Origin of the sequence: Thiomicrorhabdus aquaedulcis (genome assembly GCF_004001325.1) — a bacterium.
GTDB classification, from domain to species: Bacteria; Pseudomonadota; Gammaproteobacteria; order Thiomicrospirales; family Thiomicrospiraceae; genus Thiomicrorhabdus; species Thiomicrorhabdus aquaedulcis.
In genome coordinates this window covers 1235638-1248419 of record NZ_AP018722.1, presented here as the reverse complement: position 1 = coordinate 1248419, position 12782 = coordinate 1235638, and the positions used below count along the sequence as shown (strand labels likewise).

12 protein-coding genes and 1 pseudogene are annotated in these 12782 nt (G+C 46.0%); 8 read left to right on the top strand and 5 right to left on the bottom strand.

The genetic code is table 11. The features are described from left to right. The first annotated feature begins 5 nt into the window (after positions 1-5). The 7 genes and pseudogenes from EP181_RS05780 to EP181_RS05750 all read left to right on the top strand — a co-directional run bounded on the left by EP181_RS05780 (position 6) and on the right by EP181_RS05750 (position 4537). Positions 6-1039 (top strand): annotated as a pseudogene (locus EP181_RS05780) (RnfABCDGE type electron transport complex subunit D). Positions 1040-1058: 19 nt separating this feature from the next. Continuing rightward, on the top strand, positions 1059-1742 hold the full coding sequence (rsxG, locus tag EP181_RS05775) for an electron transport complex subunit RsxG (RefSeq protein WP_232023337.1): 684 nt from the start codon (positions 1059-1061) through the stop codon (positions 1740-1742). A 94-nt stretch (positions 1743-1836) separates the two neighbouring features. Continuing rightward, on the top strand, positions 1837-2502 hold the full coding sequence (locus tag EP181_RS05770; protein ID WP_127471810.1) for an electron transport complex subunit E: 666 nt from the start codon (positions 1837-1839) through the stop codon (positions 2500-2502). Beyond that, the gene (gene nth / locus EP181_RS05765; protein WP_127470808.1) at positions 2499-3155 is read left to right on the top strand and encodes an endonuclease III; all 657 of its coding nucleotides are present in this window, start codon (positions 2499-2501) and stop codon (positions 3153-3155) included. The genes EP181_RS05770 and nth overlap by 4 nt, the downstream gene beginning before the upstream one ends. A gap of 59 nt (positions 3156-3214) precedes the next feature. After that, entirely contained in the window at positions 3215-3646 is a 432-nt protein-coding gene (locus EP181_RS05760) for a DUF1841 family protein (RefSeq protein ID WP_127470807.1), read from the top strand. Between the two features lie 60 nt (positions 3647-3706). Then, positions 3707-4009 (top strand): hypothetical protein, encoded by a 303-nt coding sequence (locus EP181_RS05755; protein ID WP_127470806.1) that lies wholly within the window; start codon positions 3707-3709, stop codon positions 4007-4009. 18 nt (positions 4010-4027) lie between these two features. Beyond that, positions 4028-4537 (top strand): RNase H family protein, encoded by a 510-nt coding sequence (locus EP181_RS05750; RefSeq protein WP_172959707.1) that lies wholly within the window; start codon positions 4028-4030, stop codon positions 4535-4537. Positions 4538-4560: 23 nt separating this feature from the next. On the opposite strand, the gene EP181_RS05745 is transcribed toward EP181_RS05750, so the two are convergent. Beyond that, on the bottom strand, positions 4561-5733 hold the full coding sequence (locus EP181_RS05745) for a fused response regulator/phosphatase (RefSeq protein WP_127470804.1): 1173 nt from the start codon (positions 5731-5733) through the stop codon (positions 4561-4563). Next, a complete protein-coding gene (locus EP181_RS05740; RefSeq protein WP_172959706.1) occupies positions 5723-8287 on the bottom strand; it encodes a CHASE domain-containing protein in 2565 nt (854 codons plus the stop codon). The genes EP181_RS05745 and EP181_RS05740 overlap by 11 nt, the downstream gene beginning before the upstream one ends. A gap of 230 nt (positions 8288-8517) precedes the next feature. On the opposite strand from EP181_RS05740, the gene EP181_RS05735 reads away from it, so the two are divergent. Then, positions 8518-8991, top strand: a complete 474-nt coding sequence (locus EP181_RS05735) for a peroxiredoxin (protein ID WP_232023336.1) — start codon at positions 8518-8520, stop codon at positions 8989-8991. Between the two features lie 108 nt (positions 8992-9099). On the opposite strand, the gene dbpA is transcribed toward EP181_RS05735, so the two are convergent. The 3 genes from dbpA to glnS all read right to left on the bottom strand — a co-directional run bounded on the left by dbpA (position 9100) and on the right by glnS (position 12717). Then, positions 9100-10479, bottom strand: a complete 1380-nt coding sequence (dbpA, locus tag EP181_RS05730) for an ATP-dependent RNA helicase DbpA (RefSeq protein ID WP_127470802.1) — start codon at positions 10477-10479, stop codon at positions 9100-9102. Between the two features lie 117 nt (positions 10480-10596). Then, on the bottom strand, positions 10597-11046 hold the full coding sequence (locus EP181_RS05725; protein WP_232023335.1) for a DUF3010 family protein: 450 nt from the start codon (positions 11044-11046) through the stop codon (positions 10597-10599). Continuing rightward, entirely contained in the window at positions 11047-12717 is a 1671-nt protein-coding gene (gene glnS, locus EP181_RS05720; RefSeq protein WP_127470801.1) for a glutamine--tRNA ligase, read from the bottom strand. It lies immediately after the preceding gene. Between the last annotated feature and the right edge of the window lie 65 nt (positions 12718-12782).

Here is a 12782-nt window from a genome sequence, read left to right as displayed (position 1 = left end):
CAAACATGGTTTCATCGTCCCCGTTTACCCACAATAATCAAACTGTGCGCAAAGTAATGTTGCAAGTGCAGCTTGCAGCGTTTCCGGCGCTGTTTGCCCACGTGTTCTTTTTTGGCTATGGCATTGTTATTCAATGGTTTTTGGCGGTGGCTACGGCGTTAATCGTTGAATACATTATGCTCAAAATGCGCGGCCGTCCGGTGGCACCCTTTATGACCGACATGAGTGCGCTAATTACCATTACCGGCCTGGTATTTTGCATTCCGCCCGAAGCACCTTGGTGGGTGGTGGTGTCGGGCAGCGCCTTTGCGCTTGTTTTGGTAAACATTTGTACGGCGGCTTGGGTTATAACCCCTTTAATCCAGCCATGCTAGGCTATGCGTTTTTGCTCATTTCGTTTCCTATTCAAATGACTCAGTGGACTTTACCCACGGCCATTTCTGGTCATACGCTGACCTTAATGGACTCGATTTACCTTATTTTTACCGGCGCGATACCCGGCCTGAATATGGACATGATTACCGGTGCCACACCCCTTAACGAAGTGCGTATTGCTCTGTCACAAGGCATTGGCATCACTGATACCTTGCACGCTACCACCAGCACCTTACACAATGGTTTGTATTGGGGTTTAAATGGCTGGCAATGGGTTAACGTTGCCTTTATTGCGGGTGGGGTGTGGATGCTGTTTAAGGGCACTATTCGTTGGCAGTTTCCGGTAGGGTTTTTAGGGTCGTTGACGCTGATGGCGTGGGGGTTTCATGCCTTTGACCCCAATACCTACCCGCCCATTGATTTTGTATTGTTGTCGGGTGGCACTATGTTGGCGGCTTTTTTCATTATTACCGACCCCGTCAGCGCCAGCACCACTCCACGGGGTCGATTGGTGTATGCGTGTGGCATTGGGGTGTTGGTCTATGTGATTCGTAACTGGGGCGCGTTTCCAGACGGCATTGCGTTTGCGATTTTGTTAATGAACATTGCCGTGCCCTTAATTGACCAGTACACTCAACCCAGAGTCTATGGTCATCGGCGCTAGGAACTCGCTAGGAACTTATATGTCAAAACCCACGCTTAACCAAGACGACCAAACCAGTCAAGCCAATCGTTCTTCCGCTCAGTTTTTAGTGGTTTCGATGGCGCGTTCGGCCGGTAAACTGACCCTGTTTGTCGTCACCAGTGTTGTGTTGTTATTGCTGACACGCGCCCTCACCGAACCGATGATTGCCGAGGTACAACGCAACACTTTATTGTCAAGTTTTAACCAAGTGTTGCCCGCTCAGCAATACGACAACGCCTTACTTGAAGATACATTATTGCTTGATACGCCAGAGCAAATGGCCGCGTTAGGCGCGTCATCACCTGTTACTGTCTATCGAGCACGCAAAAACAACCAACCCGTTGGGCTTATTTTAACCACCACCGCACCCAATGGTTACAGTGGCAACATTACTTTATTAATGGCTGTTTTAGCCGATGGTTCGGTTTCAGGGGTGCGCGTTTTAAGCCATAAAGAAACCCCAGGGTTGGGCGATAAAATTGAGCTCGACAAACACGATTGGATTTTGAGTTTTAATGGCTTAACCTTAACCCAAGACAATGTTAACACCTGGGCGGTCAAAAAAGACGGCGGCCAGTTTGATCAATTTACTGGTGCGACCATCACCCCTCGGGCGGTGGTCGCAACGGTTAAACAGACCTTGTCTTGGGTCAATCAACAAGGAGCAGTGCTTTATGAGTAATGCCAGTATCAGTGACATTAATGACATTAATAATACGTCTGCGCCCGCCTCATCTGGGTGGCTAAAGGGTCGTTTGCACGACTACCGTGGCATTATGCAAAACGGACTGTGGAAGAATAACCAAGCCCTCGTCGCGCTATTGGGTTTATGTCCGTTATTGGCGGTCTCTAACAATACGGTTAACGGCTTAGGCTTGGGTTTGGCGACTTTATTAGTGTTACTGATTTCAAACAGTTTGGTTTCGGTGATTCGCAATCACGTCTCGGACGAGATTCGCATTCCGGTGTTTATTGCCATCATCGCTACGGCGGTTACCATTATTGACCTATTAATGAGCGCCTACTTTAATACGCTGCACGGTATCTTAGGCATTTTTATTCCGCTGATTGTAACCAACTGTGCCATTTTAGGCCGCGCCGAAGCCTACGCGTCTAAAAACCCACTGGACAAAGCCTTGGTGGACGCTTTCTTTATGGGCATTGGCTTTTTATTTGTATTGGTATTATTGGGCGCACTGCGCGAACTCATTGGCAACGGCACGCTGTTTGACCAGGCCTACTTAATGTTTGGCGAAAGCGCACGCAGCTGGACGATTCACTTGGGCGACAACTATCAAGGCGTATTACTCGCGATTTTACCCCCTGGAGCGTTTATTGGTTTAGGGCTGTTAATTGCCCTAAAAAACGCAATGGACGCCAAAAAAATCGCCAAGCAAACCAATGCGCTGGGGATTCCAATTGCCGTGGTTAAGCCTCTATGAACAAACAAAAACGCTTAATGATGTTTGAGCGCCTAAGCCAAGCCATTCCCAACCCAGAAACCGAATTGCACTATCAATCAACGTTTGAACTGTTGATCGCGGTGATTCTGTCGGCGCAAGCCACCGATAAAGGGGTAAACATTGCCACCGACAAATTATTTGCGGTCGCCAACACACCCGAAGCCATTTTTGCACTGGGTGAGACCGGCTTAAAAGAGTACATTAAAACCATTGGCCTGTTTAACACCAAGGGCGCTAATATTATTAAAACCTGCAAAATGTTAATTGAATTACACGGCTCAATCGTGCCCGATGACCGTGTGGCGTTAGAAGCGCTGCCCGGTGTGGGTCGAAAAACTGCCAATGTGGTGCTTAACACCGCGTTTGGTCACCCCACTATGGCGGTGGACACCCACATCTTTAGAGTGGCCAATCGCACCAAACTGGCACCTGGAAAAAATGTATTAGAGGTTGAGCACAAACTGCTTAAGTTTGTACCCAAAGACTATTTAATTGCCGCACACCACTTAATGATTTTACACGGCCGTTACACCTGCATTGCCCGCAAACCGCGCTGCGAGGCGTGTTGTATTTACGATTTATGCGAATACAAGGCAAAAACTCATAACGATTCCGATGATTCTAATGATTGAGACAATTCCAGCCCCTTACCAATATATTCAATACAACCACCATAACCACCAGGCCTGCTATGTTTTACACTTCTGAACGCGATAAATTACGCCAATTTTACGTGGATACTTGGCACAAAGCGCGCCACGGTTTGCCATTAGACGCGATGGAAACCATGGTGGCGCGTGTGATTGAACTGCATCCCGAATACCACGCCATGCTCAGCAACCAAAAACACCTGGGTAACGAATACAAACCCGAAGACGGTCAAACCAATCCGTTTTTGCATATGGGCATGCATTTAGGGCTTCAAGAACAAGTCTCTATGAATCGACCGATTGGCATTCAAGCGGTCTATCAACAATTGGGCGCACGCTTGCGAGATGTACACGCCACCGAACACGCCATGATGGACTGCTTGGCCGAATCGTTATGGGTGGCACAACGCGACCAAATAGAACCCGACGAAGCCGCCTATTTGCGCTGTTTGCAAAACCTGCTGATTTTATAAGTTAAGTCCGATAAACAACCAAACCAAGCAATCTTACTATCACACACTACGAGAACTTTTATGATTTACGACAACCCTTTAAAACGCGCCTTACGCAACGGTTTATTGCTTAGTTTAGTGGTAGCTGGCTTAAGCTACTATCAAGAGATGGACGCTGCCCTTAAACTGACTACCGCGGCGGTTGCCGGTTTTTACAGTTTAATTATCATTACTCCGGCCTTATGGTTGTCGTATCGCTGGACGGCGAAAATAGCCCAAAAATACAGCCAATCATCGGCATTGGCCGAAGCTCAAGCAAATCATAAGACCCAAGACGATCATAAAGACGATCATAATCAATCAAATAGCCATCCAAAAAGCTAACGTTACCCAGTGCAATCGTTGAGTAAATCGCCTTTTGCAAGTACCCCGCTTGTCATTGAAATTTACACCGACGGCGGCTATTTTCGCCAGCATCAGCTCGGTGGCTGGGGTTGGGTGATGTTTGTAAATCAACAAGAAATCTTACGCGCTGCGCACGCTAAAACCAGTCACTCAAGTTTAGAGATGGAGCTGCTGGCCGCACAGCAAGCGCTGTTGGCACTGCAAACACCAGAGCTAACCGCCCTACTCACATCTTTAAAGGGTCAAGCCACTCGCATTACGCTCTACACCGACTCACGTATTTTAATGGAAGGCTTAACCAAAAAAATAGCGCGTTGGCGTGACCAGGCCTGGTTAAATAAGTCTGGACGAGAGGTGGTGTTTAAAACCTTGTGGGAAAGTGTTGAATCTCTTAGTCTGCATCACAATGTGCATTGGTGCTGGGTCAAAAGTCATAACGGCAACCCGGGCAACACCTTAGCCGATGGATTGGCGCGTCAAGCCGTTTTAAAAAAGCTTAGCGTGTAAAACACATAATGCCCCAATGCGTTTTATATACGCAACTCTAATACACTGGCATCGTCTTGCACTCCAATTTCACCCACAAACTCAAATAGCTGATTTTGTACATAACGTAATGGCAATCCTAAAGTGAGCATATCGTTTAACACACCTGACAATTTCTGCGCCCCAAAAACCTCGCCTTGTGTTGAGCGCGCGTCGAGTAAACCGTCCGAAAAACCAAACAGCACATCGCCACTGCGAACATGTAATGTTAAAGGACAAGCTTGATCGTAAAAAGCATCCACAATACCCAATGCAAGGGCACTTGAAGGCACCGTTTGCAAGAGTTTTCCTTGCCTAAATACTTGCACATCGGGCATGGCGCAATTCCATAACGTAATGGTATTTGCTTGGTCTGACCACTCCATAAACACCGCCGCCATAAAGAGCTCAGTTGGCAAACGCTGACACAGCTCTTGATTGAGCAAGCGCGCAGTATCGCATAAGGCTTGATTATTAGCCGCTTGAGCGTAAAACAATGCCGACACCATTGGTGCAGCAATGGCCGCTGATAAGCCGTGTCCAGTAAAGTCACCCATTAACACTTGACGCCGTCCGTCGGGTGTACGCGCCGAAAGAATGACATCCGCACTGGTGTCGGTCATAGGCATGTGCAAGGTGCGCAATGATTGTGTGACAAAGCGTGCGTCGTGTTGCATTTTATGCATGATGCGCTCAATGGTGTGGCGCTCAGATTGCAGTTGCGCGTTGACATGCGCCATCATTTTGGCGTTTAAACTTAAGCTCAAATGTGTCTGAATGCGCGCCAATAATATCGATTCGCTAAAAGGCTTGGTTATATAGTCCACTGCCCCTAAAGCCAGACCATGATGCTGATCTTGTTCGGTGATTTTAGCGGTTAAAAAAATCACCGGAATGGCATTAAACGCCGGTTGGTCTTTTAACCATTGGCAAACTTCAAAGCCATTCATGGTGGGCATATTAATGTCTAATAAAATTAAATCAGGGGGACTTTGATTCACGGCATCTAAACAGGCCTGGCCACTGTCCACACACGTGAGTTTAAAATGAACTTGCAATAAATCGTTTAATATCAATCTATTAATATATTCATCGTCTACCGCCAACACATAAGGGCGTTGATCAGGCCTGGTTGCTTTCACACAAGCTTGATTAAAATTAGCCATTTCAAGACGCATGCTGATGAGTCTCGTTTGCGTGATTTTTTATCAATTTATCCACTTGTTTATCGCTATGCAGCGGCAAAGTAAACTTAAATACTGTGCCGCGCAACGTGAGTCCGTCCATAAGGGGTTCTGCCCAAATTTCTCCTTGATGGGCTTGAATAATCTCTTTGCAAATAGCCAAACCTAATCCAGTACTTCCGTGTTGACTTGATGAATGGCGACTTTGAAAAAACTTATCAAACACACTCACCAGTTCATCTTGGGCAATGCCCGAGCCCGAATCCATGACCCAAACGCATAAGGTGGCGTTGTCTTGTACCTCAAACACCACTTCAATCACATTGCCTTGCGGGGTAAAGCGTATGGCATTGCTTAATAAATTGGTAAACACTTGCCCCATACGCGTAGCATCTACATAGGCCATTTGCCCTATATTGGGCACCACCATTTTTATGTTTTTGCTTTGCAGTACCGCAGATTGCGCGTGCACGGTTTCATTTAAAATGGCACGCACATCGTGCAATGCAAAGCTAAAGGACATTTGTGCAAACTCAAACTTGGCGCAATCCAGTAGATCGTTTAACAAGCTCATTAAACGATTACTACTGGTGTTAATTAACTCAAAGTAACGTTTTAGCTCATCCAAACTCACTTTATCCACTCGTGTTTGCCCCATTTGCGCATAGCTTAAAATGCCATGCAACGGCGTTCTAATTTCGTGTGACATACTGGCCAAAAAGTCAGATTTACTTTGATGCGCCCTTTCGGCGGTTTCGCGTGCGGCCTGCATTTGTGCTTCCAACAACTTGCGTTGTGAAATATCACGTAACGCAATTAAAATGGCCGGCTTGCCGAAACAATCAATCCGAGTAAGCACCACATCGCTCCAAAAAAGCTCACCATTTGCGCGCAAATTAACCCATTCATAGGTGTGCGAACCGTTCTTATGGCACAACAAAATCATCTCTAAGCCTTTGCGGGTAGAGCGTGCACCATCAGGTTGAAAGCGGGGTGAAAACAAGCGATTTGAACGATTTAACACGGCATCTTTACTAAAATAGCCCAACAATCTTACAGCGGCTTCGTTGCAGTCTAATACTGTGCGCCCAGCGGTAATAAAAAATCCGTCAGCCGACTGGTTAAAAATGGTTTCAAATGCGGCTTTTTGTGCCTCTAACGCTTGCGTAGTTTGGGTAATGGACGCTTGCAATTTAAGGTTACCCACGCTTAAAGCTCTAAAAGATAAGCGTTCAGTTAAATCACGCGCAAAGGCGCTGGTAACAATTTCTTCACCATATAATATTTTATTGGCGCTGATTTCAACAGGCAAAGTAGTACCGTCTTTACGACGGTGTAGGCTTTCAATTAACAGTTTTTCGCCAGCTTGAATGGTCTGACACATGGATGAAATTTGCAACTTAGAATATTTAACATCAATTTTGGCTAGGTTCATGCCGATTAATTCGCTTTTTTTATACCCCAGCAAGCGCTCAGTTTGTGAATTGACGTTTAAGATGCAACCCTCGCAATTAAGCAAAAAGAACGCGTCCGAGCTCTGTTCAATTAAGTCGTGATAACGACTCTCTTGTTTGAACAGTTCTTGTCGTTTAAGTTGTTTTTCTTTATACGAACGCCCCACAAAAAACACCAATAAAGCCATAAATACACTAATGACCAGGCCTGGTAACATTTGTTTAAAGGGGGTTTGTTTGGCATACATTTGAGCCTGCGGTAAACGCAATAAATCAACCTGCGTGGTAAGTGCCCAGGTGCGTCCAGCCACCAAAAAGTCTCGAGTAAATGTTCTTACATTGGGATTGGTTTGCGCGTTGTAATGCGGACCTAGCTGCATAAACCCACTATCGGAACTCATAGGATCTTCTAATTGATAAAACAGCGATGCGTCTAAAAGATGTTTTTCTTGAATAAAATCCACAAATTCATCCATACGCAATAACAAGGCTGCGTAGCCTTTTAAATGCACTTTAGTGTCATCGGTAAATACCGGCAAATAAAAAATAACTGCGCTTTTAGTTTGTGCTGCTTGCACTAGTTTTTGCGGAGATGTAACCACCATGGCTTTATTCTCAAACGCTTCTTGCATGGCGGCTTTTTGACTGGCGTTAGCGTACGCGTTTAACCCAAATGCCATTTTATTTTCATTAAACGGGTATACATATTTAACCACTGCGTATTCATCGGCCACGGGTGCTTTAACCAAAACACCATGACTCATAGCGGTAATATTAAAGTCACTAAAACCTTCGGCACGAACCGATTCCTCAAAAAAATCACGATCGGCATGAGGTACAATTTTTAAAAACTCCAACGCTTGAGTGGCATTTTTTGAGGCCATTAAAACCTTAGCGTATTGATTAAAATCGTCGCGTGATATATTTTTAGATACCTCAAAGACCACTGCTAAACTTTTTAAACGGTCGCGTTGATGGCTTAACGCACGTCTAATAGCAACTTCGGCCTTATGGCTGTGTTGTTCAAATGCGCCTTCCAACGCACGAATTTTATCAGCTTCTTGTGCTTTAAAGAGTATCCCTGTAAGCCCCACTCCTAAGACCAATATCAATAAAGATACGAGCGTAAGCCCTATTAAAGATCGAGCCTGTAAAAAGGGGGTCAGCATAGCAACGCAGTGTAACAAGCAAGCAAAATAAGCATTAAGAGGGGGTTTCCAAACGTATAATTGAGTCAAAATGGTTTAAAAATAGCGTATCATTTTATCGGAAATTAACCTAATTAGCGTGCCAATTTAACTCAATTTACCTTTAAGGAATCTCCATGATGTTACAAGCCCAGCAAACCGCTCCCCATTTTAAGAGCGTAAACCAAGACCAACACACCGTGCAATTAAGCGACTTTATAGGCAAGCAACACGTGGTGTTGTATTTTTACCCCAAGGATGACACCCCGGGTTGCACCATTGAAGCCAACGATTTTAGCACCTTAAGCCCAGCGTTTAACGAAGCCAATGCCGTGGTGATTGGCGTCAGTAAAGACAATTGCGCGAGCCATCAAGCGTTTATTAACAAGTTTAATTTGCAACTGCATTTATTGGCCGACACCGACGGATCGGTCTGTGCGGCATACGATGTCTGGCAAGAAAAAGAGAAAAATGGTGAGAAAAAAATGGGCATTGTACGCTCGACGTTTTTAATTAATAAAAACGGTGTCTTAGAGGCCGCATTGTACGGTGTAAGCCCAGAAGGTCATGCAGCCGACATGTTAGCGCGCGTTAAGGCGCTGGGCGTTTAAAACACTGACACTTTTACGACTTAAAACAAAAATGACACCCAAGGGTGTCATTTTTTTAAGTTCTGCTTAACATTCAAAACGACCTGCTAAAAGACCTACTAAACATGTTTACTCAACCCGCCCTACTTTAAACTTTTTACCTTTTATCTTACCTTGATTTAACCGGCTTACTGCTTGCGCGGCAAAGGGGGTTTCAATTGCAAAATAGGTTGAATGCTCCACCACGTCAATTTTACCAATGTGCTGGGCGTCAATCCCAGCCTCTCCCGTTAACGCGCCTAAGACATCGCCACGACGTACTTTGTCTTTACGTCCACCCGAGATATACAAGGTAATGTATTTGGGCTCAATGCGCTGCGCGCGGGCGCTAGGCACAATGTCAATTGACTCATACGACAAAGGATGCCCCTGAAACTCACCCAATTGAGCAAGTTTATAACGCTCTTTTTCGGTAAACAACGTAATCGCCACGCCGTCTAATCCAGCGCGTCCGGTGCGTCCAATGCGGTGCACATAGGTGTCTTGGTTGCGCGGCAATTCGTAGTTTATAACCATGGGTAAGGCTTCAATGTCTAAGCCACGCGCCGCCACGTCAGTGGCCACCAAATAGCTTACGCTGTGGTGTTTAAAGCGAATTAAAATTTGTTCGCGCTCGCGCTGCTCCATGTCGCCATGCAAACCTACGGCATGAATGCCTTTTTCGTTTAAAAAATCTACCACCTCGGTCACCAAAGCTTTGGTGTTGCAAAAAATCATACCGTGTTCAAACGCGTTGTGATTAAGCAACTTAACCAGGCCTGGTAGTTTGTCTTTATGGTGACAAATGTAAAATTGCTGGTCAATCGTGTCCATACTGTGATGCGATTCAACCGAGATTTGCATGGGATTTTTTTGAAAACGACGGCTAATGTATTCAATGTCAGCCGGAAAAGTCGCCGAAAACAGCAGCGTTTGGCGCTCTTTAGGCAAATCGCCAATAATCGAAATCATCGCTTCTTTAAAGCCCATTTCAAGCATGCGATCGGCTTCGTCCAACACCAACGTGGTAATGTGACTTAGGTTTAAATGCCCCTTGTCAATGTGGTCTTGCAAACGCCCTGGCGTACCCACCACAATGTGTGCACCGTATTCTAACGAGGCAATTTGCGGACGCAACGCAATGCCGCCGCTTAACACCACCACTTTTAAATTGGGTTGAAAACGCGCCAAACGACGCAACTCTTCGGCCACCTGATTGCTGAGTTCACGCGTGGGGCAAATGACCAAACCCTGAATGTCCATGCGTTTGACATCGACTTTATTCAGCATGGGAATCCCAAACGCGGCGGTTTTTCCACTGCCGGTTTTGGCTTGTGCAATCAAATCGTGCCCACCCAACGCCAGTGGCAACGCCTCTTCTTGAATTTGCGTCATAAACTCATAACCCAATTGGGTTAAGTTCTCTAGCGCGCTAAGCGGTAAATCCAGGTGTTCAAAGGTGCGGGACATGCGGGGTACTCATTTAATAAAATAATTAGTGTAACAAAGTGAACAATAAAGCCATTTAAACTTGACCAGGCCTGGTCAAATTAGTTTAGTTAATTTGTGCCGTTTACGCGTGCGCATTTACCATTTGTGTTTACTGGCAAAATAGGCAAAGGCGGTGGTAAACGAAGGTTCTTGAAATTTTTTAAGGCCGGTTTCAACAAATGAAATAGGCATGGGGTAGTGCTTTAAATGCGCTTTTAAATCGGTGCTGGTCATAAGCATTGAGCTTAAACCGGGGGTTAACTGCAACGCCGCTTCAATTTTAAAGCCGTTCGCACCGCCGGCAAACTTGCCCTTTTTTAGGCGCTCACGAATCACCACCAAATCAACTTTATAGTCTTGCACCAGTTGCAAAAACGTCTTTTGCAAGTACCGTAAATCTTCCACCCGATCCGGATTTTGACAGGTAATTCGGCTCACTCGGCACTCGGGAATGTTAAAAATTCCGTCGTTTTGTGACAACAAACTAATAATGGCATCGTTGCCGCTGATTTCTACGCCGCAGACTCGCATGTTTACGCTTCCCATTTAAGCTCCCCAAGTGTCGCGTAGCGCGACCGTACGATTGTAAATTTGCGCCGAACCGGCTTGATTGTCGCGGCAAAAATAGCCTTCGCGCTCAAACTGATACGCCTGTTCAGGCAGAGAATTCACCAGGCCTGGTTCGATAAAACCGTGTTGTATCACCAAAGAATCTGGGTTCATAACGCTTTCAAAATCATCGCTTTTACCCGGATTGGCCACACTAAAGAGCCGATCATACAGTCTAAACTCGGCCGGCAGCGCATGGCTGGCTTCAACAAAATGAATCACCCCTTTTACTTTGCGACCGTCGGCTGGGTTTTTGCCCAGGGTATCGTGGTCGTAACTGCAATAAACCGTGCTGATTTGTCCTTGTGCATCGTGTTCAACGCGCAGAGCTTTAATAATGTAGCTGTTGCGCAAGCGAATCTCTTTGTCTAACGCCAAACGCTGAAACTTAGCGTCGGGGGCGACCATTTCAAAATCGGCGCGGTCAATGTACAACTCACGACCAAAGAAAATTTCACGCTTGCCCATCGCTTCATTTTGCGGGTGCACCGGCGCTTGAATCGATTCGGGTTGCGAATTGGGGTAGTTTTCAATCACCACTTTTAGCGGGTTTAACACCGCCATGCTGCGAGGGGCGTTTACGTTTAAATCGTCGCGAATGGCAGCTTCTAAAATGTTCATTTCGGTTACGCTGTCTACTTTTGAGATACCAATGCGTTCGGCAAAATCACGCAACGAGGCCGGGGTATAACCGCGACGACGCAGCCCAGAAATGGTTGGCATGCGTGGATCGTCCCAGCCCGATACCAATTTATCGGCCACCAATTGATGCAGTTTGCGTTTGGACATGACCGTGTATTCTAAATTTAAACGCGAAAACTCATACTGATGCGGACGATCGGGTTTGTTAAAGTCGTTAAGATTGTCTAACACCCAGTCGTACAAACGACGGTTGTCTTGAAACTCAAGCGTACACAACGAATGGGTAATGTCTTCAATCGCGTCAGAAATACAGTGGGCAAAATCGTACATAGGGTAAATGCACCATGCGTCACCGGTTTGGTGATGGTGTTCAAAACGCACACGGTACAACGTAGGGTCGCGCATGCACATAAAACTCGACGCCATGTCTATTTTGGCGCGCAACACGCATTCACCCTCTTTAAAACCACCGGCGCGCATTTTAGCAAATAGGGCTAAGTTTTCGGCCACCGCAGTATCGCGATACGGGCTATTTTGCCCAGGCTCTTTGAGCGTGCCACGGTATTGACGGGTTTCTTCGGCGTTTAAAAAACAGACATACGCCAAACCTTTTTCAATTAACTCAACGGCGTAGCGGTAAAACTGCTCAAAATAGTCGGACGAATAACGCGGATTACCGCTCCATTCAAAGCCCAACCACGCCACATCGGCTTTGATGGAATCGACGTATTCTAGGTCTTCTTTGGCAGGATTGGTGTCGTCAAAACGCAGGTTGCACAAACCGTTATAATCTTGCGCTAAACCAAAATTTAAGCAGATGGATTTGGCGTGCCCAATGTGCAAATAACCATTAGGTTCGGGTGGAAAGCGCGTTTGAATTTGCGTGTGTTTATGAGATGCTAAATCGTCATCAATGATATTGCGAATAAAATTTACGGGACGTTCCACTGTGTCAACTTTGCTCATGCTTTAAAACCCACTCACCTGCTTAAAAAGACAACCATACCGCCTGATACAAACGACCAGGCCTG